Origin of the sequence: Methylomonas fluvii (assembly GCF_014850975.1) — a bacterium.
In the GTDB taxonomy this organism is placed as follows: Bacteria; Pseudomonadota; Gammaproteobacteria; order Methylococcales; family Methylomonadaceae; genus Methylomonas; species Methylomonas fluvii.
The window spans coordinates 822,556-846,834 of the sequence record NZ_JACXST010000001.1; the positions used below are offsets into that span (position 1 = coordinate 822,556).

At 53.1% G+C, this 24,279-nt stretch carries 25 protein-coding genes and 1 other RNA gene; 13 read left to right on the forward strand and 13 right to left on the reverse strand.

Annotated elements, in window-relative coordinates:
* Window positions 1-34: 34 nt before the first annotated feature.
* Window positions 35-904 (forward strand): fumarylacetoacetate hydrolase family protein, encoded by an 870-nt coding sequence (locus EBB_RS03905; protein ID WP_192392560.1) that lies wholly within the window; start codon window positions 35-37, stop codon window positions 902-904.
* A gap of 79 nt (window positions 905-983) precedes the next feature.
* Window positions 984-1,430: a hypothetical protein gene (locus EBB_RS03910; RefSeq protein WP_192392561.1), complete on the forward strand. Its 447-nt coding sequence runs from the start codon at window positions 984-986 to the stop codon at window positions 1,428-1,430.
* Window positions 1,431-1,455: 25 nt separating this feature from the next.
* Here the strand turns inward: EBB_RS03910 and EBB_RS03915 are convergent, their stop codons facing one another.
* Window positions 1,456-3,342, reverse strand: a complete 1,887-nt coding sequence (locus tag EBB_RS03915; RefSeq protein ID WP_192392562.1) for a potassium transporter Kup — start codon at window positions 3,340-3,342, stop codon at window positions 1,456-1,458.
* A 225-nt stretch (window positions 3,343-3,567) separates the two neighbouring features.
* On the opposite strand from EBB_RS03915, the gene EBB_RS03920 reads away from it, so the two are divergent.
* The 3 genes from EBB_RS03920 to EBB_RS03930 are packed head-to-tail and all read left to right on the forward strand — an operon-like array spanning window position 3,568 to window position 5,470.
* Window positions 3,568-4,359: an energy transducer TonB gene (locus EBB_RS03920; protein WP_225587228.1), complete on the forward strand. Its 792-nt coding sequence runs from the start codon at window positions 3,568-3,570 to the stop codon at window positions 4,357-4,359.
* Window positions 4,360-4,374: 15 nt separating this feature from the next.
* Window positions 4,375-5,055: a MotA/TolQ/ExbB proton channel family protein gene (locus EBB_RS03925; protein ID WP_192392563.1), complete on the forward strand. Its 681-nt coding sequence runs from the start codon at window positions 4,375-4,377 to the stop codon at window positions 5,053-5,055.
* 4 nt (window positions 5,056-5,059) lie between these two features.
* Complete coding sequence (locus EBB_RS03930; protein WP_033157489.1) at window positions 5,060-5,470, forward strand: ExbD/TolR family protein; 411 nt, start codon at window positions 5,060-5,062, stop codon at window positions 5,468-5,470.
* Between the two features lie 85 nt (window positions 5,471-5,555).
* Here the strand turns inward: EBB_RS03930 and rimK are convergent, their stop codons facing one another.
* The 8 genes from rimK to EBB_RS03970 all read right to left on the reverse strand — a co-directional run bounded on the left by rimK (window position 5,556) and on the right by EBB_RS03970 (window position 11,091).
* Complete coding sequence (gene rimK / locus EBB_RS03935) at window positions 5,556-6,446, reverse strand: 30S ribosomal protein S6--L-glutamate ligase (RefSeq protein ID WP_192392564.1); 891 nt, start codon at window positions 6,444-6,446, stop codon at window positions 5,556-5,558.
* An 18-nt stretch (window positions 6,447-6,464) separates the two neighbouring features.
* Entirely contained in the window at window positions 6,465-7,139 is a 675-nt protein-coding gene (gene mtnC / locus EBB_RS03940) for an acireductone synthase (protein WP_192392565.1), read from the reverse strand.
* Complete coding sequence (locus tag EBB_RS03945) at window positions 7,136-7,693, reverse strand: 1,2-dihydroxy-3-keto-5-methylthiopentene dioxygenase (RefSeq protein ID WP_192392566.1); 558 nt, start codon at window positions 7,691-7,693, stop codon at window positions 7,136-7,138. The genes mtnC and EBB_RS03945 overlap by 4 nt, the downstream gene beginning before the upstream one ends.
* Entirely contained in the window at window positions 7,690-8,316 is a 627-nt protein-coding gene (locus EBB_RS03950) for a methylthioribulose 1-phosphate dehydratase (RefSeq protein ID WP_192392567.1), read from the reverse strand. Before EBB_RS03950 ends, EBB_RS03945 begins: the two co-directional genes overlap by 4 nt.
* A 33-nt stretch (window positions 8,317-8,349) precedes the next feature.
* Window positions 8,350-8,699: RNase P RNA component class A (rnpB, locus tag EBB_RS03955), an RNA gene on the reverse strand.
* Between the two features lie 462 nt (window positions 8,700-9,161).
* Window positions 9,162-9,599 carry a hypothetical protein gene (locus EBB_RS03960; RefSeq protein ID WP_192392568.1) on the reverse strand — a complete coding sequence of 146 codons (438 nt, stop codon included), beginning with the start codon at window positions 9,597-9,599 and terminating at the stop codon, window positions 9,162-9,164.
* Between the two features lie 122 nt (window positions 9,600-9,721).
* Window positions 9,722-10,168, reverse strand: a complete 447-nt coding sequence (locus EBB_RS03965) for an NfeD family protein (RefSeq protein ID WP_192392569.1) — start codon at window positions 10,166-10,168, stop codon at window positions 9,722-9,724.
* 2 nt (window positions 10,169-10,170) lie between these two features.
* Window positions 10,171-11,091, reverse strand: coding sequence for an SPFH domain-containing protein (locus EBB_RS03970; protein WP_192392570.1), 921 nt, complete (start codon window positions 11,089-11,091; stop codon window positions 10,171-10,173).
* 101 nt (window positions 11,092-11,192) lie between these two features.
* Between EBB_RS03970 and EBB_RS03975 the strand changes: the two genes are divergently transcribed.
* Complete coding sequence (locus tag EBB_RS03975) at window positions 11,193-11,456, forward strand: hypothetical protein (protein ID WP_192392571.1); 264 nt, start codon at window positions 11,193-11,195, stop codon at window positions 11,454-11,456.
* 111 nt (window positions 11,457-11,567) lie between these two features.
* On the opposite strand, the gene EBB_RS03980 is transcribed toward EBB_RS03975, so the two are convergent.
* The 3 genes from EBB_RS03980 to EBB_RS03990 are packed head-to-tail and all read right to left on the reverse strand — an operon-like array spanning window position 11,568 to window position 15,375.
* Complete coding sequence (locus EBB_RS03980; RefSeq protein ID WP_192392572.1) at window positions 11,568-13,520, reverse strand: transglutaminase TgpA family protein; 1,953 nt, start codon at window positions 13,518-13,520, stop codon at window positions 11,568-11,570.
* A gap of 2 nt (window positions 13,521-13,522) precedes the next feature.
* Complete coding sequence (locus EBB_RS03985; protein WP_192392573.1) at window positions 13,523-14,473, reverse strand: DUF58 domain-containing protein; 951 nt, start codon at window positions 14,471-14,473, stop codon at window positions 13,523-13,525.
* On the reverse strand, window positions 14,470-15,375 hold the full coding sequence (locus EBB_RS03990) for an AAA family ATPase (RefSeq protein WP_192392574.1): 906 nt from the start codon (window positions 15,373-15,375) through the stop codon (window positions 14,470-14,472). Before EBB_RS03990 ends, EBB_RS03985 begins: the two co-directional genes overlap by 4 nt.
* A gap of 146 nt (window positions 15,376-15,521) precedes the next feature.
* On the opposite strand from EBB_RS03990, the gene EBB_RS03995 reads away from it, so the two are divergent.
* From EBB_RS03995 to EBB_RS04020, 6 genes are all read left to right on the forward strand, one after another.
* Window positions 15,522-15,863, forward strand: coding sequence for a TraR/DksA family transcriptional regulator (locus EBB_RS03995; protein ID WP_192392575.1), 342 nt, complete (start codon window positions 15,522-15,524; stop codon window positions 15,861-15,863).
* 116 nt (window positions 15,864-15,979) lie between these two features.
* Window positions 15,980-17,017, forward strand: a complete 1,038-nt coding sequence (locus EBB_RS04000; protein WP_101053853.1) for a type IV pilus twitching motility protein PilT — start codon at window positions 15,980-15,982, stop codon at window positions 17,015-17,017.
* A 15-nt stretch (window positions 17,018-17,032) separates the two neighbouring features.
* Window positions 17,033-18,166 carry a PilT/PilU family type 4a pilus ATPase gene (locus tag EBB_RS04005; protein WP_192392576.1) on the forward strand — a complete coding sequence of 378 codons (1,134 nt, stop codon included), beginning with the start codon at window positions 17,033-17,035 and terminating at the stop codon, window positions 18,164-18,166.
* Window positions 18,167-18,183: 17 nt separating this feature from the next.
* A complete protein-coding gene (gene mltB / locus EBB_RS04010; protein WP_192392577.1) occupies window positions 18,184-19,365 on the forward strand; it encodes a lytic murein transglycosylase B in 1,182 nt (393 codons plus the stop codon).
* 588 nt (window positions 19,366-19,953) lie between these two features.
* Window positions 19,954-20,748, forward strand: coding sequence for a chemotaxis protein CheW (locus EBB_RS04015; protein ID WP_192392578.1), 795 nt, complete (start codon window positions 19,954-19,956; stop codon window positions 20,746-20,748).
* 153 nt (window positions 20,749-20,901) lie between these two features.
* Complete coding sequence (locus EBB_RS04020; protein WP_192392579.1) at window positions 20,902-22,422, forward strand: fumarate hydratase; 1,521 nt, start codon at window positions 20,902-20,904, stop codon at window positions 22,420-22,422.
* A 31-nt stretch (window positions 22,423-22,453) separates the two neighbouring features.
* On the opposite strand, the gene EBB_RS04025 is transcribed toward EBB_RS04020, so the two are convergent.
* A complete protein-coding gene (locus EBB_RS04025; protein ID WP_192392580.1) occupies window positions 22,454-23,023 on the reverse strand; it encodes a Uma2 family endonuclease in 570 nt (189 codons plus the stop codon).
* Between the two features lie 129 nt (window positions 23,024-23,152).
* Here EBB_RS04025 and EBB_RS04030 point away from each other — a divergent pair, with 129 nt between their 5' ends.
* Window positions 23,153-24,157, forward strand: coding sequence for a helix-turn-helix domain-containing protein (locus tag EBB_RS04030; RefSeq protein ID WP_192392581.1), 1,005 nt, complete (start codon window positions 23,153-23,155; stop codon window positions 24,155-24,157).
* Window positions 24,158-24,279 lie beyond the last annotated feature (122 nt).

A 24,279-nucleotide genomic window follows, 5' to 3' on the forward strand; every position in this document is an offset into this window, starting at 1 on the left:
TGCGGATTTTGTTTGGATGAAGAGTTGATTCGGTATGAAACTACTGAGCTATAAATACAATGGTCAAGCACATATTGGCGCACTGGTTGGCGAGCAAATCGTCCCGGCTGGCTCGGATTTGCCCGACAATATGCTCGATTTTCTGGCGGCTGGGGAGTCGGCGCAACAAGCGCTGCAAACATTGATCACTGCTGGCGGCAAGCGCATCGGCCTAGGCGACGTGCAGTTGCTGGCGCCGATTCCGCGTCCCGGCAAGCTGTTGGGTGTTGGTTTGAATTACGCCGATCACATCGGTGAAACCGGTATGGAAAAACCGGAATATCCGACCTTTTTCACCAAACAAAGTACCTGCGTCATCGCCGATGGCGACGCGATTCATCTGCCGCCGGTGTCGGACAAGGTTGATTACGAAGGTGAGTTGGCGTTTGTGATTGGAAAGCGCTGCAAACAGGTGCCTGTCGAGCAAGCGCATGAAGTCATCGCTGGCTACACCATTTGCAACGATGTGACGGTGCGCGATTGGCAGCAACGCACACCGACCTGGACCTTGGGAAAATCCTTCGATACTCATGGTCCACTGGGGCCATGGCTGGTGACGGCCGACGAAATCGCCGATCCGCATAATCTAAGTTTAAAAACCTGGGTGGGCGAGGAGTTACGGCAAAACGGTAATACCGGCGAGATGATTTTTAATTGTTACGAGTTGATTGCTTATCTGACGCAAGTGATGACTTTGGAGCCGGGCGATGTGATCAGTACCGGTACACCGGCCGGGGTGGGTGTCAAAATGAAGCCGCGCGGTTATCTGAAGCCGGGGCAAACCGTGCGTATCGAGATTGAAGGCATCGGCGCGCTAAGCAACCCGGTGATTGCCGAGCCGGAACATTTTTGGGTCGGCGCCTGAGGTTAAGCATCGATTAAGTCTGCCTCGGATATGCTAAGCCCAACTTTACATTAGAGGGCCAACCAGCCAAGAGGCAGTCATGAAAACCATACAAGTCAGCATTCTTACTATCGCCGTATTAACCCTGTCGGGTTGTGCGACCGGCTATTATCAGCGTGACTATGGTTATGGCAGTGCTTACTCGTCGCCCGGTTATTACCAAAGCTACGGGCGTAGTTATTCCAGCCCGAGTACCAGTATTACTTACGGCCGCTACTATGTGCAGCCGAGTTATCGCCCGGAGCATCATCACGACGATCATCATGACTGGCACCTACCTGCGCCGCATTTCGATCATCGTGTTGGCGGTTGGCAGGGGCGGGACTTGGGGCGTCGGGACTTTGATCGTGAACGGCATACCGAACAAAGATCCCTGCAGCAGCAATCGATGCCGGAGCGGCAGGAACGCGGTTTCGGGCGCAGGGACAGCGACGGCGACCATCAGCGCGGCGGCTGGGGTGGCCGTTTCGGCAGACGCGGCGACTAAGCGCGCCGAGGCGCGCAGTGGATTTCTACAATTCGATGCGGATTCCCAGCTCGATCACGCGTTCGACGGGGATTTTGAAATACTCTATCGCGCTGCTGGAATTATGCGTTAAGAAGCTGAACAAGGAACGCCGCCATTTCGGCATCGGGCTTTTGCGGCGGAACGACAGTTTCTCGCTACCGATAAAAAACGATACGGATTTTTGATCGATATCCAAGCCTTCGTGGCAGCAAAGTTGCAGGGCGCGGCGCACGTCCTGTTCCTCCTGAAATCCGAAATACAATTTCACCCGATAAAAGCCACCGCTATCGCCGAACATGCGGATTTTGACCCTATGGGCTTCATCCACGTAAGGTTCTTCGCGGGTCACGATGGTCAGCACGATGAGTTTTTTGTGCATCACATGGTTGTGCTCTAGGTTATGCAGCAAAACCTGCGGCACACCATGTACGCTCCGGGCCATATAGATAGCCGTGCCGGGCACCGTAACCAGAGGCCGGTCTTTCAAGCGTTCGTCCAAGTCCTCGAACAACACCCGTTTTTCGTCCAGGTATCTGGCTAACAATTCCTTGCCTTTGATCCATGTGGTCATAATCAAGAAAAACACCGTACCCACCACCAGCGGCAACCAGCCGCCGTGCGGGATTTTCAGACTGTTGGAAGACAGGAACAGCAGGTCGATAATCAAAAAGGTCGACAGAAAAGCAATGCTGGTGGCTTTGTTCCATTGCCATAGGGCCTGGATGACGATAAAGGCCAGGATGGTGTCGACAATCATCGTGCCGGTCACCGCAATGCCGTAAGCGGATGCCAATGCGGACGACGATCTGAAGCTCAAGACCAGAATAAACACCGAAACCATCAGCAACCAATTCACGGCAGGTAAATAGACTTGCCCCATTTCGTCGCCGGACGTGTGGCGAACATTCATCCTGGGGCAGTAACCGAGTTGTATGGCTTGCCGGGTTACCGAAAACGCCCCGGAAATGACGGCTTGCGAGGCGATCACGGTGGACAGTGTCGCCAGAATCAGCAACGGATACAGGGCCCAATGCGGTGCCATCAAATAAAACGGATTTTCGACGGCTTTGGGATTGCCGATTAACAACGCGCCTTGACCAAAGTAATTCAGCAGCAAGGCCGGAAATACGAAATAGAACCAGGCGCGCCGAATTGGTTTCAAGCCGAAATGTCCCATATCGGCATATAAGGCTTCGGCGCCGGTTATCGCCAACACCACTGCGCCCATGATTAAAAAGCCTTTCCAGCCCAATTCTATTAATAAGCTGACCGCGTAATAGGGGTTGACTGCCATCAATACATCCGGATGCTGGACAATACTGATGCCCCCCAAAAGACCCAGCGTGGCAAACCAGAAACACATGATGGGTGCAAACATTCTGCCGACTTTGCCGGTGCCTTTGGTCTGGATAAAAAACAGAACACTGAGTACGACAATGGTAATTGGCAAAACGTAATGGTCCAAGCGCGGCGCCACGATTTGCAAACCTTCCACGGCGCTGAGTACCGAAATGGCCGGGGTAATCATGCTGTCGCCATAAAACAACGAGGCGCCAAGCAGGCCGATGGTGACGATAAATGCCTTGCGTTCCGGATTATCTTTGGACCCCTGCAAAGCCAACGCCATCAAGGCCATGATGCCGCCTTCGCCCTTATTGTCGGCGCGCATGATGAAAATCGCGTATTTGGTGGTGACCACCAAGGTGATAGCCCAAAAAATCAAGGACAGCACCCCGAGCACGTGGGTGGCGTCGGTAGGCAAGCCGCCGTGAAAAACCTCTTTTACCGCATACAAAGGGCTGGTGCCGATGTCCCCAAACACCACGCCTATCGCACTTAAAGCCAGTGTGTTGACTTGTCCCTGGGTATGATCGGAGTGTTTTACGGGCATATGGAATAAATCGGAGATACAAGACGGGAGTGGAAATTATGCCACAGATTGTAAATTAGCCCGAAACAGTCATCAGCCAGTGGGGATTTTGACGGCTGAAACGTCTTAGTAAGGAATGGTTAGATAGTGTTGTTTCCTGTAAGGATGGCTGTCGCGCTAAGACGTATTAATTTACAATGCCCGGCTAAATTCGAATCGCGCTTAATTTTGTATTCAACAGTTTATATGTATTTATTTAAAAACCACGAGGATGCTTTGCAAAATAAAGAGTTAGCGTCGTTCGGCGGTTATCTGCCGGCAGTGGCAAGCGGTTCCGGCTCATTTTGGCGGACGCTATGGGGAGAGGAACGGCCCGCCAGCATGCTGAGGCTGTTAACGCTATTAGTCGCGTTGCTGCATGTTTGGGCTTTGCAGCAATTATTGAAACCCGAGGAAAAAGTCACGCCGGCGCAGCCTTTGATGATGGAAGTATCGATGATTGCGATGTCTGCGCCTAAGCCCGCCGCCGCCCCACCACCTCCCGCCCCGCCGCCACCCAAAAAAGAGCCGCCGCCGAAAAAGCCGCAGCCAAAGCCGGTACCCAAAAAAGCGCCGCCCATCGTGCAAAAGGCGCCTGAGTATGCGCCGGTTGAGCCGGTTTCCGAGCCGCCGCCGACACCGGTAAGCAATACAGCGAGCAGTGCGCCGGTAACGACTACGACGACCAACACGACCGCAACCAACGCCGAGCAGTTTACCGAAGCCAATTTTCGGGCGAACTACGCCCACAACCCCAAGCCGGAATATCCGATGATTGCGAAAAGCCGCGGATGGCAGGGCAAGGTGATGTTACGGGTGCAAGTCTCACCGGAGGGTTTAAGCGATTCGGTGGCGGTCGAGCACAGCAGCGGCCACGAGATGCTAGACGAATCGGCGGTGGAAGCCGTGAAAAAATGGAAATTCATTCCGGCCAAACGCGGCGAAACGCCGGTGGCCAGTTCGGTGATTGTGCCAATAATTTTTACTTTGCGTGAATAAAAATCGGAGAGATTAATGCCCTACCATATAGCCCCGGAAGCGGTTATCGACGCTACCCTTTACACATTGCTGGTGTTTTCGTTGATAACGTGGACGTTGATTTTTTTCAAAATCTGGCAGTTTGCCAAGAATAATTATTACAACAAACAATACGACAGCGCTTTTTGGGACACTACTGATTTAAAAGCCGCCGAGCAACTGCCCGCCGAAACCGCACGCGGCCCCAAAGCTCGCGTTGCAGCCTGCGGCTTTGCCTGGTTGGCGGAAATGACCCATCCGGAAACCTGCACCAGCCTGAAGTTTCGTGGCTCTCCACAAGACTTGCTGGAACAAACCTTGCGTAAACAGACGCAGGACGAGCAGCGCCGAATGGAAAGCGGCTTGACGATGTTGGCCAGTATCGGCAGCACCGCGCCATTCGTCGGCCTGTTCGGTACGGTACTGGGCATTATGCATGCCATGCACGACATCAGTGCCAGCGGTTCGGCCAGTTTGGACGTAGTTGCCGGGCCAATCGGTGATGCATTAATTGCTACGGCTATCGGTATCGCCGTAGCCGTTCCGGCAGTGTTGGCCTATAATTTCTTCCAGCGTCGCGCCAAGCACCATCGGGCTTCGCTGGAAAATTTCGTCGAAGGTTTCCTGCATATCGCCTTCGGCGACTCAAACATCAATACCAGTAAAAACAAGGATTAATTACATGGGATTTAAAACAAACTCAGACGACGATGGGCCGGTTAGCGAGATTAATGTTACGCCGCTGGTAGATGTGATGTTGGTGTTGGTGATTATCTTGTTGGTCACCGCACCGTTGTTGACCCAATCGGTCAATGTGGCTTTGCCGAAAACGGCCTCCACGACGCCGGATTTGGAAAAACAGCCTATGCAATTGGGTATCGACGCGCAAGGTGCCGTAACCCTGAATAAAAACGCCGTGGCCGATTTAGCGGCGTTGGATACCACGCTGAGGAACGAATTGGCCGGCAACCCCGAGCTAATTATTCACATTTATGCCGATCAAGGCGTGAATTACGGTAAAGTTGCGGAAGTGATGGCGACAGTGCAGCATGCCGGGATTTCCAAACTGGCATTTGTGACGCTGGAAAAATAACCAATATCGGCTGGGTTTTCTTACCCAACCCGCGCTCCACCCTCGAACGCGTTAACTATTCTGTTTACTAAATCCGGGTTACCGATTACCCGGATTTATTTTTCCCCACATTCTTTTCAATATATTCGATCATCAAGCCGGCAATATCCTTGTCGCTGGTTTTTTCTATGCCTTCCAAACCAGGGGAAGAATTGACTTCCATCACCAGCGGTCCGCGTTTGGAACGCAGCAAATCTACGCCGCAGACATTGAGACCCATGATTTTGGCGGCGCGCACTGCCGCCGAGCGTTCCTGCGGGGTCAATCGGACCAGCGTGGCCGTACCGCCCCGATGCAGATTGGAACGAAACTCGCCTTCGCGGCCTTGCCGCTTCATTGCCGCCACCACCTTGTCGCCGATGACAAAGCAACGAATATCGCTACCTGCCGCTTCCTGAATGAACTCCTGCACCATGATGTTGGCATTTAGGCCCATAAAGGCTTGAATCACACTATGCGCGGCGTTATGAGTTTCCGCCAGCACGACGCCTATGCCTTGCGAACCTTCCACCAGTTTGATCACCAGGGGCGCGCCGCCGACTTCGGCGATTAGATCTTCGATGTTGTCCGGATTGTGGGCAAACGCGGTAATCGGCAGATCTATACCCTTGCGCGCCAGCAACTGGCTGGACGCCAGTTTGTCGCGGGAGCGGCTGATCGATGCAGAATTGTTGAGGACGAAGGTGTTCATTACCTCGAATTGCCTAAGCACCGCCGTGCCGTAAAAGGTGATAGACGCGCCGATGCGGGGAATAACCGCGTCGTAACCCACCAGATTTTCACCCATATAATGAATGGACGGCTTCATGGAGGTGATGTTCATGTAACAGTGGGTCGGATCCAATACCCTGGCCTCATGGCCGCGAGCGGCGGCGGCCTCCAGCAGCCGGACGCTGGAATACAGCGTCGCGTCGCGCGACAAGATTGCTATTTTCATAGGTAAACAGTGCCGGGTTTACAGATGAATGCCGTCAAAATCGCTGACTTGCACGTGTTCAGTGCCGGAGTCGGGAGCCTGGTCGCGGACCAGCCAGCAAGTCGCGAAGCCGGCCTGGCGGGCGGCGTCCAATTCGTCTTTTATATCCGACAAAAACAGGATTTGTTCGGCCGGCAAGCCCAGCTCGGCGGCAATTCGCTCATACGATGTTGCCTCTTTCTTGCCCCCAATGTGCGTATCGAAGTAACCGGAAAATATGGGGGTAAGATCGCCGAAGTCGCTGTACCCAAACAGCAGCTTTTGCGCCTGCACCGAGCCGGAGGAATAGACATACAACTTATAACCCAGGCCAAACCAGTTTCTTAAATTGCGCACAGCGTCTTCGTAGACATGGCCGGTAAAATCAGTGTTGCGATAGCCTTCCTGCCAGATCAAGCCCTGTAAGGATTTCAACGGCGTAATCTTTTGATCGGTATCTATCCAGTGGATGAACTGCGCAATCAGCGCGTCCTCATCCAGTTCGCCGCCGGCTAACTGGTTGGCATCGGCCAATAATAGCTTGATCTCGGCTTGCTCTCGATGGCGTCTCACAAAATCCGGCAAGCGGGCGCGGGCGTACGGAAACAACACGTCTTTAACAAACGACAGCGATGACGTTGTGCCCTCAATGTCGGTAACGATAGCCTTGATCATAAGCCGGCGACGTATTGGTCCAACGTCGGAAAACTTTCTGCAATCGGATTGCCGGTAAAATCCGCCACCCAGCCGTCTTCGGTGGTGAACAGGCGTATGCATTTAAACGCCGGATTTTCACCCATATCGAACCAATGCGTCGTATTGGCAGGCACACTGATCAGATCGCCTTGCTCGCACAGCACCGCATAAACTTGATCACCGACGTGCAGATAAAACAGCCCTTTGCCTTCTACGAAGAAACGCACTTCAAAATCGCTGTGGGTATGCTCGGACAAAAACTTCTGCCGCAAGGCCTCTTTATTGGGATGGTCTGCGTTCAGGCTGATGACGTCCACCGACTGAAAACTGTATTGCTGTTTGAGTTTGTCTATCGAGCTTTGATAAGCCTTTAGTACCGCTTCGGCATCATCCGCCTGCGAAAATTCGCAATCGGCCTGCCAGCGTTCGAACTGTACGCCAATCCCTTTTAGTTGCTCGGCGATGGCTGCAAAGTCGCGAAACGTATGGCCTTGTTGAGGTTGATCGGCAGGGTAAAGGGTTAATGCGCTCATAATCGTGTTACTCCATGTAGGCGAATTTCAACGTCGAATAAAAATTCCAGTGCTTCCAGATGCCGTAAGGCATCATCTACCGATGCGCCCCAAGTATAAAAACCGTGGCCGGCAATAATATAACCGTAAACATCATGAGTATGATGGTTCAGGTAATTGTCCACCTTGTCGGCTAATCGGGGAATGTCCTGATCGTTAGCAAAAATCGGGATGGAAATGCGGGTCTCATGGGTATTGATGCCGGCAAAGGCCTTGAGCAGTTCGTAATCCTTCAGCACGATCTCATGTTTGAACAAGCGCGCCGTCAACGTGGCGTTGATCGAATGGGGATGTAGCACCGCCTGGACGTCGGGAAAACGTTGGTACAGTGAAGTATGCAATAGCGTTTCCGCCGAGGGCTTCTTGCCGTCCAGGGAATGACCTTTGCTGTCGATCAACATGATGTCATCGGTTTGCAAGCGGCCTTTATGGCGGCCGGATACGGTAATCGCAATATTGCCGTCGCTGAGTTTGGCGGAAAAATTGCCGCTGGTGGCTGGCACCCAGCCCTTGCTGTCGATGAAGCGGCCGGCGGCAATCAACTGATCTGCCTTGCGGAAAAATTCGTCGGTTTTTGCTGTCATGGAGTATTTTGCGGATTGCAAAAGAAAAAGAAGAGAAAGAGTTGGCCTGTAAGCCGGGTTCTGTCTTGAACAGCCATTCATCTAGGCGTCAGATCACTCTGACGCTCAAGCAATCTACCCAGGAGCAGCGCGGGCCACGCCAATGCTCCTCTATTTGATCTTGCTCCGGGTGGGGTTTACCCTGCCACACCTGTTACCAGTTGCGCGGTGCGCTCTTACCGCACCATTTCACCCTTACCGGGTTCCGAAAAACCAGGCGGTATATTTTCTGCGGCACTTTCCGTAGGCTCACGCCTCCCAGGCATTACCTGGCACCCTGCCCTATGGAGCCCGGACTTTCCTCCCTTTTATTTGCATAAAACGGCGACTGTTCGGCCAACTCTGCTGGGGATTATACAGGCAATGCCGGGAAATAGGGGTAATTGCGCACTTTAGCTGCCCAGGGAGGAAACATACGGGATGTGCTGGATTCGGTAGCCGCAAAAGTCGAAGACCACTGTGGCGGCGAAAGCGAAAAGGTACGCGATGCCTATCAAGCTTCAAATCACTGGACGGGGTTTTCTCCCGTATGCCGCGCCGAGCACCGGAGCTTTTATCGAGAACAGCCCGAAGGGGCACCGCAGGGATGCGGTGCGTCGGCGGAGGGGCTGGGAAGCCCCTTCTGCCGACCCTCGATAAAAGCTTCGGAGCGCAGGATAAAAGCGGCATCCGGGCCGCCTTTTCTTTGGATACTTTCTTTTGGCGGAGCAAAAGAAAGTATCTCGGTTGTCGGTCCGAGAATCGACATTAAATCCAGCCGTCGCGTTAGCGACGCAAAGCCGTGCCCACCCGACGAAGATATGAAGCTACCGAATTTCATGTTTTGTAGATATTTGAGTTGTATCAAAGCATTCTTTGAGTGGTGAAAAGAAAATCAATGCCAAGATTGCTCCCCACAGCGTACCGGCGAGATCCGTTAGAACTAGTGACCAGCCTGACGCAACATTAATACCAAGCAATGGCCAAACAAATAAAGCAAGGACCGTGATAACAACAGCGAGACGCCGTGCCCAAGGACGAAATAAGTACAACCCTACAATTACCACAGCGAGGCTCACCAATAAAACCAAAATCAATATTGCCAAACAAATTAGCACTATTAATGACAGATTAGCGTCGCTGGCTTCTTGAGCATTTCTTAGTGATTCGGGTATGAAAAAAGGGAAAACAAAGTCGAATACGCCGCCCAATATAGCAAGCACCATGTATGTTAAAAGAGTGTATCGAAATTGCGTTGGAGACATAGCCTTTACCCATCTGCTGTCATGTGCCGAAAAAATTAAGTCGCTTGTTAGTCAGTAACCCGCATAAAGCAATGCTATCAACCCCCGATTACAAACACCCTACAGTTTCAAGAAAAACAAACTCACTCACAAACCTCCACCTCAAACACCGTCCCCTTAACCGCCACCACTTTCACCTTAGCCCCCAGCGGACTATCCTCCCCGTGCACCTTCCAAAAGGTATCATCCACCTTAATCTTGCCCTGACCATTCTCGATAGGCGCGATCAGAAAAAAGGTGCGGCCGATGTATTGCGCACCGCGCTGATTCAATAAAGGATGATCGGTGGCATCCACGACGCGGGTGCGGGCGTATTTGCGCCAGCCCAATACCGACAACACCGCCAACAAGGAAAACATCAATAACTGCACGTTGAACGGCGTGGTCGGCACTAACAGCACCACCGCGCCGACGATGAACGCCGACACCGCCAACCAAAGAAAAAAGAAGCCGGTGACGACGATTTCCAAGGCTAAAAATCCTACCGCCAACACCCACCAATACCAAAACACAATATCTTGCTCCCCCATAATCAGGCCTTTTTGTTTAAGGCTTCTTTAGCCAGTTCGCCGATGCCGCCCAGCGCGCCGATGACGCTGGAGGCTTCCAGTGGCATAAAAATCAGCTTGCTGTTGTTGGCTGAGGCGACGTCTTTCAAGGATTCGATATATTTTTGCGCCACGAAATAATTGATGGCTTGCACGTCGCCCTTGGAGATGGCTTCGGACACCATCATCGTGGCGCGGGCTTCCGCTTCCGCCAGACGTTCGCGGGCTTCGGCGTCGCGGAACGCGGCTTCTTTACGGCCTTCCGCATCCAAAATCGCGCCTTGTTTCAATCCCTCGGCTTTCAAGATTTCCGCTTGCCGCAAACCTTCTGCTTCCAGAATCTGTGCGCGTTTTTCCCGCTCGGCTTTCATTTGCCGGGCCATGGAATCCACCAAATCTTTGGGCGGGGCAATGTCCTTGATTTCGATACGGGTGACTTTAATGCCCCACGGTGAGGTGGCCTCGTCGACCACGTTTAGCAGGCGGGCGTTGATTTCGTCGCGGCGCGACAGCAGTTCGTCCAGGTCCATCGAACCCATCACGGTGCGGATATTGGTCATCACCAGATTGATCACCGCCACGTCCAGGAAATTGACCTCATAGGCTGCTTTGGCAGCATCCATGATCTGGTAAAAAATCACCCCGTCCACCCGCACCATCGCGTTGTCTTTGGTAATCACCTCTTGCGACGGCACGTCCAGCACCTGTTCCATCATATTCAGCTTGCGGCCGATGCGGTCGATGATCGGCATGATGATATTTAAGCCGGGCGTCAAAGTCGCGGTATATTTACCGAAGCGTTCGACGGTGTACTCCATGCCTTGCGGAACAGATTTAACGCTCATGAACACCATCAAAACCGCAAATACCAACAACATTATTGCGAATAAACCAAAGCCGCCCATAGCGCCTCCTAAATTATGAAAATGAATTGTGTATTGCCAACGGTCACGCGGCTAATAATAATGTATGTCTCTTTAACTTGCTGGAAACAGGGTTCCGATTCATGAATACTTTGATCTACTACAGTTTTAACGTAATGATATTGGCGGTGGTTATATTGATCATCGGCATGATCAAACCCAAGTGGATACTGCTGTGGATGGACAAACCCGGCCGCCTGCCTATCATCGCCATTGCCGGCGCCATATTCATGGCTGGCGCGGTGATGTTCGGCGAAGGCAATAAACAAAAACAGCAGGAACAAGCCGCGGCCGCGGCCAAGCAACCCGCGCAAAAAGGTGGTGAAGAAGTGCCGGATTTACATTAATCCATCGAATGAGTTCGCGCTGCAAATTTCGCTTTTTGCTTCCCTCACTCCTGCCCGCTCCCTGATGGCTATCAAGCAGGTATGCTGAAATTTGCGGTAGGAAAGGTATATTTAAACTCTAAAGCGCGCGACCAACTTTTTTAAAACCTGCAAATCGCCGGCTTCGCTGTCGGCTTGGTAGCGTAAGCGAATATAAAGCGCGGTGATCCGCTCAATGGCTTCGGCCAAATCCGGGCGCAATTTTTTGGCGCGCTCGGCGACGGTTTGGGGGCCGTCGCCAATTTCAATGCTTAAGCCGGCTTTAGCGAACTTGGCGCAGAACTGCCGGTACAAGCGCAACGCCGGATCTTGGCGGCGCCGGTTCGGCCGCAACAAGCGCCAAGCCACGACACCACCGATGCCCGCCACGCTAATCACCAGCCAATAGCCAAGCTTGACGAAATTATCGATGCCTAAGCTCTGTAAAAACGCTTTCTGATTAACCGTGTCGTAGTTGATGACCCAGCGTTGCCAGTTGTAATCGACGCTTTGCCAAAGTTGCCGACCGCGTTGCAGCCAGGATAAGGTCTTGGCATCGAGTTGCACCGGGCTGAAATTCACCGCGCCGCTGGCGATTTGTAAATCCACATTCACGCCGCGCTCGATGCGCTCCGGGGCGATGGCGGCGGTCGGATCGAATCTAACCCAGCCGCGTCCTTCCAGCCAGGCTTCCGCCCAGGCATGGGCATCGGCTTGCCTGATTTCCAGAAAGCCGCCAACTTCATTGATCTGCCCACCTTGATAACCGCCCACCACTCGCGCCGGAATCTCCGCCACCCGCAGCAAATACACGAAGGCCGTGGCGTAATGGCCGCAAAACCCGGCGCGGCGCTCGAACAAAAACGTCTCTATGGGTTTATCCGGCATCGCCTCTGGGCTAAGGGTGTAATGAAAATTTTCCTGGCGGAAATGTTGTAACAAATTACCGATGAACAATTCGGGCCGGGCTTGCTTGCCTTGTAACTGCTTAACCAGCTCGACCACTCTGTCAGAAGGTTTACCGGGCAATTGCAGGTTTTCCTTGCGCTCGGTTTTACTGATGCCGCCGCTGTTATAGCTAGGCGACGAGCTAATCTGGTACTCGGCACGGTCGCCGGGGTTTTTATTAGTGATTAGCTGATATAAACCGTTGCGGCGTAACCCGCCGCCAAACTCGGTGGGCATCTCCAGCGCAAACACCCAGTTTTGCTTTTGCGGCTCCATCATCAGCGTATAGGCGTAGCTCGGATCGCTGAACGTGGGTTGATCCGGGTTGTTCTCGCGGCCTAACACCGGCGGCGCGCGCCAACTTACTCCGTCGGTACTGGCGTAAATAGGTCCGCGCCAATAGCGCTGCGCGGGCGGCGGCAGTTCACCGTCAAATTTGACCCGAAACACCAGTTCCGGCGAAAGACTTAATTCGGCAATCGAACCCGGTTCCAAGGTATTACTCAGGCCGCTTTTGGCATGAATATCATCGTCCAGCCAACTCCAGTGCGGCGCTTCCAGACGCGGAAACAACACAAACAACACCAGGGCCAACGGCAGGCTTTGTAGAATAATCGCTGCCGAGGTTTTTAATGCCGCCAGGGTTTGCGGCGTGTGACTGTTTTGCGTAATCAAGGTGGCCAGCAAGACCCCGCACACCAGTAGGATATAAAGCGCCATCAAGATACTTTCTTCGTACAAAAACTGGGTGACGGCGACGATAAAAGCCAGATAAACGATCACATACACATCGCGCCGGCCATGAATTTCCAGCAACTTCAAACCCAAGGCCACGACGAATAGGCTGGTGCCGGCATCGCGGCCGAATACCGAGTGCTGCTGGCTGTATAACAAGCCTATTCCCAGCAGCATCAATAAAAACACGCCAAACCGGTTTGGCAAATAGCGGGGTTGCCAAATACTCAGCAAGCGCCAAAGCAGCAGCAGGGTAAAAAAACTGAACAATACCGGCGGAATATGCCAGGCATGCGGCAAGGTAATCAGGCCTATCGAACCCAACATAAACAACATCAGCCGCGTGGAGGGTAGAAAAGGCATGCTCAAAACAGCGCCAAGGCTTGCAGGCAGTTACGGTAATGCGCGGCGCCGTTGTCTGGCGGCAGACGCAAGCCAGGCAGCACCAAGCCGTAGCGTAAACCGGTCTGTTCAGCGTCCACCACCCAACGACATAGCTGGCTGAGACGTTCTTCGGTGTGATGTCCTGGTGCCTGTTGATAATCCAGCCACAATTCGCTGGCACTGGCGCCGCTGTAATGTTTACTGTGCACGCCCTGGCCTTTGGCAAAGGCTTTCCAATGGATTTGCCGAATCGCGTCGCCGCGTTGATAGACTCTTACCCCTTCAAACTCATCGCCGCGGCGGCGATTTTGGCCGGGCTTATCCTGACCGCCGTCGCTATCCGGAAACGGCAGTAGTTTGCTGGCCGGCTTGGGATACACCAGCAAAGGACTATCGAAACGCAAGGGCGCCCAAGCCCGAAATAAACCTAAGGGGTAGGTGCTGGATAGGGTCAGCGTACCCGGCAATAGCCAGCCGCGGTGCGGGGTGGATTGATATAGCGTGATGGTTTGGGTTTGCTCGGCGGCCAAGCTTATCGATAACTCGGATTGCAAAGCCAAATCCAACGCAAAGCGCGGCTGCGAACCGGGATTACTGATCTGGAAATTAAACGGTCCGGCCTGGCCGGCAAACACCGCTTGCTGCCGCGCGGGCTGAATCGTTAATCCGGCCAAGGCTTTGAAGCTGTGCAGGATGGTCACGAAAAAAATGCTGGCCAGCAAAAATCCCAGTAAATAAGCCAGATTATTGTTGTAGACAAAGCCGATCAGCACCAGCAACAGAATCAACAACACAAATGCCAAACCGCGTCGCGTCGGCAAAATAAATACCCGCCGCTGCGTCAATACAATCGGTCCTTGGGTCGGCGCCTCGCCGGTAAAAAAGCGCGACAGTTTAAAGCGCTGTTTTAAGGATAAGGCCGCTTCGTTCAAAGTACCGGTACGTGTTTGAGAATGGGCGCGACGATGGCGGCCGAATCGTTGGCGCCCACGTTCAAACGATGCCCGGCCACTGCCGGCAAAACCGCTTGCAGATCTTCCGGCAACACGGCCTTGCGCTTGTCAATAAGAGCCCATGCCTTGGCGGCGGCCAACAATCCCAGTCCGGCCCGCGGCGACAAACCGCTGGCAAAGTCCGTGGATTGGCGGCTGAACGCCAGAATGGCTTGCAGATAATCCAGCAAGGCCGGCGATACGTGTACCTGATCCGCCGCCTGTTGCAAATCGGCCAACTGCGCGGGTAGTAAAGCCGCCGGCAGCTCGTCGATCAAGACATGTCTAGGTTGACCGCTCAGCAGCTCCCGTTCGGCTTGCCGGCTGGGGTAACCCAACTCGACACGCATCAAAAACCGGTCGACTTGCGACTCCGGCAACGGAAAGGTGCCGATCTGGTGCGCCGGATTTTGCGTAGCGATGACAAAAAACGGTTGAGGCAAGGGGTAAGTTCGGCCTTCTACCGTCACCTGCCGTTCTTCCATCGCTTCCAACAAGGCGCTTTGCGCCTTGGGCGTGGCCCGGTTGATCTCGTCGGCCAGGATCATTTGCTTAAAAATCGGCCCAGGGTGAAAACTGAATAACTGCTGATGGGCGTCGAATACTGACGAACCGACGATGTCGGCCGGCAAAATATCGCTGGTGAATTGAATCCGCTGATATTCCAGACCAAACAAGCGCGCCAGCGTGTGTGAGAGGGTGGTTTTGCCGACACCGGGAATGTCCTCGATCAGTAAATGCCCGCGCGCTAATAAGCAGCAAACGGCTAGGCGAATTTGTGATTGTTTACCGAGAATGACTTGATTGGCGGCGGCGAGTAAGTGGTCGAGAGCAAGGTCCATTGTGCAAAAAGCTAGAAATGTCGATGAATCGAGTATAGATCAGCTTGGTTGCACCTGCTATCGGCTTCATTGTATAAACTAGGCATTGACTATCCGGCCAACAGAAGCCGGTTATTAAACCATGCAGCCCTGCTGCGGAGAGCACCATGAAAGACTATACCGATGTACGCGACCAACTATTGAATATGCTGGAAGACCTGGACGACAGGCTGGGGAAAATCACCGAAGACGTCAGACACACCGATAAGCCGCTGGCCCAGGACTTTTCCGAACAGGCCGTCGAAACCGAAAATGACGAAGTATTGGACGCCTTGGGCAATGCCACGCGCGACGAAGTCGAAAAAATTAAACAAGCCATCTCCCGTATCGATGCCGGCACCTACGGCATTTGCCTGAGCTGCGGCGAACCCATAAAAATGGAACGCTTGGCTGCGGTACCCTACGCCAATCAATGTATTCACTGCGCCGAAAAAAGCCAGCACCGCTAGGCCGGTCCACCACGCACTAGCATAAGGGTTGATGCCATGCAGGAATAAGCCGGCCGGTTTTGAATTGTGTACTATCCTTGCCGACGATCATTCCTTTTATTGTTGGGACATAAATCATGGATATCGCCGAACTCTTGACCTTTTCCGTCAAAAACAAAGCCTCCGACTTGCATCTTTCCGCCGGCTTGCCGCCGATGATTCGGGTGGACGGCGACATCCGCCGCATCAATATCCCATCCTTAAATCATAAGGAAGTTCATGCGCTGATTTACGACATCATGAACGACAAGCAGCGCCGCGATTACGAAGAGTTTCTGGAAACCGACTTCTCGTTCGCGCTGCCCGGCGTGGCCCGCTTCCGGGTGAACGCATTCAATCAGGATAGAGGCGCCGGCGCGGTATTCCGGACCATTCCGTCCAAGGTGTTAACCCTGGAAGACCTGGATGCACCAAAGTTTTTTGCGGAGCTGTGTACCAAACCGCGCGGCCTGATTCTGGTCACCGGCCCGACCGGTTCCGGTAAGTCCACCACGCTGGCGGCGATGGTGAATCACATTAATACCAACGATTACGCGCACATCCTGACCGTCGAAGACCCTATCGAGTTTGTCCACGAAAGCCAGAAATGCCTGATCAACCAGCGCGAAGTACATCGCGATACCTTAGGTTTCAACGAAGCCTTGCGCTCGGCACTGCGGGAAGACCCGGACATCATTCTGGTGGGTGAGATGCGGGATTTGGAAACCATCCGCCTGGCCTTGACCGCTGCGGAAACCGGACACTTGGTGTTCGGCACGCTGCATACCACCTCGGCCGCGAAAACCATAGACCGGATTATCGACGTGTTCCCCGCCGCCGAAAAAGATATGATCCGGGCCATGCTGTCCGAATCCTTGCAGGCGGTTATCTCGCAAACGCTGTTGAAAAAAGTCGGCGGCGGCCGGATTGCCGCACACGAAATCATGGTCGGCACGCCGGCCATCCGTAACTTGATCCGCGAAGCCAAGGTGGCGCAGATGTATTCCGCGATCCAAACCGGCCGCAAGGACGGCATGCAGACCCTGGACCAAAACCTAAAAGAATTGGTCGACAAAGGCTTGATTACCGCGAAAGGCGCGATGGTCAAAGCCGTCAACAAAGATATGTTCCGTTAAATTTTAGGAGGCGTCATGGACTTTAAAGCCCTATTGGCCCTGATGGTGGAAAAGAAAGCGTCCGACCTGTTTATCACCGCGGGCCGGCCGCCGTCGATGAAAGTTAACGGCAAGGTCGTCGAAGTGTCCAAAACCGTTTTAACTAGCGAACAGACCATGATGCTGGTCCTCAGCATCATGTCGCAACGCCAACGCGACGAGTTTGAAAACACTCACGAATGCCAGTTTGCCTTAAGCGCCCACAGTCTTGGACGGTTCCGGGTCAGCGCCTTCACCCAACGCGACTCGGCTGGCATGGTGTTGCGCCGCATCGAAACCACCATCCCCAGCGCCGAGGAATTGCACCTGCCGCCGGTGTTGAAAGAATTGATCATGTACAAGCGCGGTCTGGTGATGTTTGTCGGTGCCACCGGTACCGGTAAATCCACCTCGCTGGCGGCCTTGATTCGGCACCGCAACGAAAACAGCAGCGGCCATATCATTTCCATCGAAGACCCTATCGAGTTTATCCATCCGCACAAGGGCTGCATCATTACCCAGCGCGAAGTGGGCCTGGATACCGAGTCGTTTGAAGTGGCGTTAAAAAACACGCTGAGGCAAGCCCCAGACGTGATTTTGATCGGCGAGGTCAGGAGCAGGGATACCATGCAACACGCCATCACCTTCGCGGAAACCGGCCATTTGTGCGTTTGTACCCTGCACGCCAATAACGCCAACCAGGCCTTAGACCGCATTCTGCATTTTTTCCCGGAAGAAATGCACAGCCAGCTGTTCATGGATTTGTCTTTGAATCTGCGCGGCATCGTCGCCCAACAATTAATTCAACGCGCCGACGGCAAGGGCCGCTACCCGGCTATCGAAATTCTGTTGAATACGCCTTTGGTGTCGGACATGATCCGCAAGGGCGAAGTACACAAATTAAAAGAACTGATGAAAAGCTCGCGCGAGCATGGCATGCAGACTTTCGACCAAGCGCTTTACGATCTGTATACGGCCGGTAAAATTGGTTACGATGACGCGTTGCACGCTGCCGACTCCCGTAACGAGGTGCGCCTGATGATTAAACTGGGCGCAGAAAACGTCAATTTCGAAACCGCCGGCATGACCCTGGCCGAAAACGACGACGAGGGAGGCAGTCTTTTTAAATAACCCTGGATATAGCTCGCTTGTATACTTTTAACGCCCGTAAAGTTTCGCTAAAAAGTGCCGGTTCGGCACTGTTAATAACACTTCTAGCCGGCTGCGCCTCGCAGCCGCCGGCCGGTGATAAAGCCAATAATCGCGTCCGCACACCCACCCAACAAACGGCTCCCCACCAATCGCGTCAAGCTACGCCTGATCTAAGGCCGTTCGCCAGCGTCGGCGGCTATCACGCCACAGCAGTCACCGGTGATTACGCCGGCTACCCGGCCTTGAACCAATTCATCGAACAGATGGTGCAAAAGCACGGTTTCAACCGCGAATATCTGCAAGGCTTGTTCTCGCAGGCCAAACGCAAGCAATGGACGCTGGATTATCTAGCCAAATCCGATCAGGGCATGAAAGGCAAACCCAGCAAAGGCGGCTGGACCCGCTATCGCGCACAATTTCTGGACGACCGGCACATCAACGCCGGCATCAGCTTCTGGCAACAACATCACGCAACGCTGCAACGCGCCAGCCAGCAATACGGCGTACCTGCAGAATACATCCTGGGCATCATGGCGGTGGAAACCACCTTTGGCAGCTTCGTCGGCAACCATAGAATCATCGATGCCTTGACCACCTTGGGCTTTGACTATCAGCGCCGTGGCGAATATTTCCGCAGTGAACTGGAAAACTTTCTGGTCATGACCCGCAGCGAGGGCCTGGACCCCGGCAAACCGGTCGGCTCCTTCGCCGGTGCGATGGGCCTGGGCCAATTCATGCCCAGCAGTTTTCTGCAGTGGGCGGTGGATTTTAACGGCGACGGCCGCCGCGACCTGTGGAACCCGGACGACGTCATCGGCAGCGTCGCCAATTATTTTGTCCAACACGGCTGGCAGCCAGGCCAACCCATCGTCTCGGCGATACGCGGCAGCTTCAGCGGCATAGACAGCCTGGAACCCGGCGCTGATCATGCTTACCCCTTGGATACCTTGGTTAAAGCTGGAGTAGAGCCGGCTGATGCCTGTAGTTGTGATTATCCGTTGCGATTGTTATTGCTCAGACATCAAAGCAAAGATGAGTATTTACTGGGCCACCCCAACTTTTACGCGATCACCCGGTACAACCAGAGCACGCATTACGCCATGGCGGTGCATGAGTTGGCTTTGGCGATTAAGAGGGGGTATCAGAGGGTAGCCGGGTCGCGCGATATTGCTGGCTAGTTTGTATTTGTGTCGCTGGCGAGACGGCTGGGTTTAACGTCGGTTTCACGAAAAATATCCTTGTTTTTCGTCCTTCGGGGGCGAGCGCATGCAAATCGGCTATCCTGCCGAATTGTCGGCCCGACAGCCTAGTAACTTTTCTTTGTTTGGCCAAAGAAAAGTCACCAAAAGAATCCATCGAAGTGCACCTGATAGGAATCAATAGTCAATATGTTAAAGTTCAAATTTAGCATAACGTAAATGTTAGGGTTGTTGCCTTGCAGCAGCCATGCTCTATCCCGCATGGAGAGCGGTCTGATCAGAGTTCTCCGCCAGGCCCCACAAAATATTAGAGCGTGCTAATCTATACTTGCTTTGGATGTTAGACCATGGCGAATTAAGTTAGACTCTGGCTGCATTTGCTTACGCTGACGATTAACCAACGACAAAAGGAGCTAGCTTTGCCAACCCGACGGGTCGGCAAGTCCCAGCGATTGCGCGGCTCAGCATCTTAAGGGCCTTCGCCGCAATATCGTTCGAAAACAGAGAATCTGCAAATTATTGGGAAATTAACGAAGCCCACCGGTTCATCGGGTGGGAGGAGCAAGCATGGAACTGTTACTTTTTCTTATCGGTGAAAAATATTTTTGCCTACCGCTATCCAGCGTCAAACGGATTGTGCCAATCTCCCCGGTTTATCCCTACAGCGGGCAGACCTCCGACCCCTTCTACGGTATCGATGGCGAGGTTTTTCCTTATGTGTCGCTTTGGGATTTATTGGATATCAAGTCGAAATACTTTGAATATGAGGAATTAAAGTCCTTTTTGGAAATTCGCAGAAAGGATCACCTGGAATGGGTTGCCGAACTGGAATATTCGGTCCGCAACCACGGCACTTTCAGCAAGGCCAGAAACCCCAGGGAATGCGCATTCGGAAAGTGGTATTACGCTTACACACCCCGACACAAAAGACTGCATTTGTTGTTGTCTTGTTTCGAAAGGCCGCATGCCGCCATACATGAACTAGCCGATAAATTGCTGAATATGGCGGAAACCGGCCGAGTCGATGAAGCTTTGTCGGCTTTGAATCAGGCTAAACACACCACGTTAATGGAGCTTTTGAATATTTTCGACTCAACGATTGAATTGGTCGTCGACCTGCAAAGACGCCTAGTCTTGCTCGCCAAACATGATGCCAATTACCTGGCTATCGGCATTGATGAGGTATCTGACATCGTTAAAGTGAAGGCGTCGATGCGTCGTGACAACCCTATTGCAAGGTCCGAGCATTTTTCCGAGTTCGTATCCTTTGAGAATGGCCAGGCTGTGCCGATTATTAATCTTGCATCCTTAGCCAACAATGCGCCGGGGTTGATGGGTAAATCAGCGAACTCGGCAATTTAGCACCCGCAGTGCCGGGCAGATAATGAAATCATCCTCACTTCCAAGTTGTCGTTTTATATTTTAATACCGACGGCTTGGGCGACCAGTTTTTGATTCAGGACGCTAGCGGTTCGTGATAAATTCCCAATTCTCCTTCATAGCCCGACGACCACCATGACCACCATTCGCCAAGCCGATTTCATCCAAAGCATCGCCGATGCCTTGCAGTTCATTTCCTATTACCATCCCAAGGATTTCATCGACGCCTTGTATGTGGCTTACCAAAAAGAGGAAAGCCCGGCGGCGAAAGATGCAATGGCGCAAATTTTGATCAACTCGCGGATGTGCGCCGAGGGCCGCCGGCCGATTTGCCAGGATACCGGCATCGTCACAGTGTTTTTAAAAATCGGCATGGACGTGCGTTGGGATGCGAAATTGAGCGTGACCGAGATGGTTAACGAGGGTGTGCGCCGGGCTTATTTGCATCCGGACAACGTCTTGCGTGCGTCAATCCTATCCGATCCGGCCGGCAAGCGCATCAACACCAAAGACAATACCCCGGCAGTGGTGCATATGGAATTGGTGCCGGGCGACAAAGTGGACGTGGAAGTGGCCGCGAAGGGCGGTGGTTCGGAAGCCAAGTCCAAATTCGTGATGTTGAACCCGGCCGACAACATCGTTGATTGGGTGTTGAAAACCGTGCCAACCATGGGCGCGGGTTGGTGTCCGCCGGGCATTTTGGGCATAGGCATCGGCGGTACTGCCGAAAAAGCGATGTTGTTGGCCAAACAGGCGTGCATGGGTTCTATCGACATTCAGGAATTGATCGCCCGCGGCCCATCGAATGCCATTGAAGAGTTGCGCCTGGAGTTATACTACAAGGTCAACGCGCTTGGCATAGGCGCACAAGGCTTGGGTGGCCTGACTACGGTGCTGGACGTGAAAATTCTGGATTACCCAACTCACGCCGCCAACAAGCCGGTGGCGATGATCCCCAACTGCGCCGCCACCCGCCACGCGCATTTCGTATTGGACGGTTCCGGTCCAGCCATTTTGACGCCACCCAAATTATCCGATTGGCCGGAAATCACTCAAGCCGCCAGCACTGCTCGCCGCGTCAACATCGACGGCCTGACCAAGCAGGACGTTGCCGACTGGAAACCCGGCGAAACCTTGCTGCTCAGCGGCACCTTGTTGACCGGCCGCGATGCCGCTCACAAGCGTATCGTCGATCTGCTGAACAAAGGCGAGCCGTTACCGGACGGCGTCGATTTAAAAGACAAATTCATTTACTACGTGGGCCCGGTCGATGCGGTGCGCGATGAAGTGGTCGGCCCCGCCGGTCCGACTACTGCCACACGTATGGATAGTTTCACCGATAAGGTACTGGAAAAAACCGGCCTGTTAGGCATGATAGGCAAATCCGAACGCGGCCCGAAAGCGATAGAAGCCATCGCCAAGCATCAATCCGTGTATTTGATTGCGGTCGGCGGCGCGGCTTATCTGGTTTCCAAAGCTATCAAACAGGCGCGGGTCGTGGCGTTTCCGGAATTGGGCATGGAGGCGGTACACGAATTCGTGGTCGAGGATATGCCGGTGACGGTGGCGGTGGATAGCCGGGGCGAGTCGATTCACAATACAGCACCGAAAGAGTGGCAATCAAAAATTGGGAAGATTCCGGTGGTATTGGCTTAGGCTTTAGCTCGAAAGCTGCAGGAGTTAAGACTTACGCCGCGCCTTCAAACACGATGCCTTCATAAATCTCGGCGACCGGCAATTCCAGGCCGATGGACTGCAACATTGCCAGCTCGCCGGCTTGATACAGCCGTAAGTCCCATTGTTCGGCGCGCCGGTAACATTCCACGCGTTGCGTGTCCTGAGCGACTAACACATATTCTTCCAGGCTGGGCAACTTGCGGTAGTGATGAAACTTCTCGGCTCGGTCGTACCGTTCCGTGGCGTCGGATAGCACTTCAATAATCAGTTTCGGCTGGCTGTTGTAATGTTCGGCAGTGTCAGCTATCGAGCAGGTGACGTGTAAATCCGGGTAGAAGAAACAGTCGTCGTGGGCAGATTGGACGTGTACTTTCATATCGGAATTAAAAACCCGGCAAGATGTACCACGTAGATGCGCGAAAACCAGACCAGCCAGGTTCATGCTGATGACGTTATGCGACCTTTTCGCTCCCGCCATCGCATACACCTCGCCACTAATATATTCATGCTTGATGTCGCTGACCAATTCGCCTTGCAGATAATTCGCCACGCTGATCGTTAATTTTTCCGCTAGAGCCATGTGCAATGTCCTCGTATTCGCCCGCCAGCGATTTTAACGGCTAGAGTCGTCAATAGATAGTGCCGGTCCAAACCTTGGCCGACCTAAAAACAAGGGCTAAACTCAAAATTCTTTTTTGCTTGGTCATCCATGTCTATTGCTGCGCTGTTATTTATCGGTTTCTCACTCGGTGCCGCCTTGCTGTTGCTGGTCGGCAATATCTTGCAAGCCAGGGAGCCTACGCGCTTTACGTCAAAATTAGCCGGGTTTCTATTGATAGCCGGCTTGGCCGGTATCCAAAGCCTGCATTTAGGCTACTTGTTAAATCGATACGACCAGGTGCATTCCGCGCTGTATTTATTTCTGTTGTACGGGATTGCCCCCAGTTTTTATTTTTACAGCCGGCAACTGTTGCGTGCCGAAAGCAGCTATAGCCGGCGCGATATATTGCATGTCCTGCCGTTCGCGCTGTGCCTGATTTTGCCTTATCGATTGGCCTTGCCCGGTGCCTTTTTCCTCGGCGGCGGCTATTTGCTGTGGCTGGCAAAAACAGTCTATGCATTGCGCGGACAAAGACAACGCTTTCATTGGGAGTTATTGGCGCTGGGGGTTTTGTTTGCCATCGCGGTGGCGGTTTTAGTGTTGGGCTTCATCTGGCCACTACTGGATGAAACCGACTTTATCGGCGCTTACAGTATCTTGATTGGTATGGCGTTTTTTGCGGTGGCGTTGACCTTACTGCGTTTCCCCGGCATTGCCGCCGACGTGTCTGAAGCGGTGCAAGCGACTTATGCGGAATCGACCTTAAAAAATATCGATAAACCGGCAGTGCTGGCCAAACTGGACGCGTTGATGACACAGGACAAACTATATGCGCTGGAAACCCTGAACCTAGGCTTGCTGGCCGAGCAATTGGAGCTGAGTCAGCATCAGTTGTCCGAACTGATCAATACCGAATTTCAACAAGGCTTTTCCCGCTACATCCGCGAACAACGCATCTCAGCTGCCAAAAAACTGCTATTGGCAGAACCCAATGCATCGGTATTGTCGATAGGCTTGACGGTGGGCTTTAGCACCCAGTCCAATTTTTACGCGGCGTTTCGCGATATCGTCGGCGTCGCGCCCGGACAGTATCGAAAAACACACGCCGGCTAAACAAAAAGCTCCAGTTTTATCATTTTGTAAATCCGTAACACTTTGAAATTTATGGGTTTATATCCCGCGTAACTTATTTCTATTCCTGTCCTATCAATCTGGAAGTTTGACCGTTCCGCGGT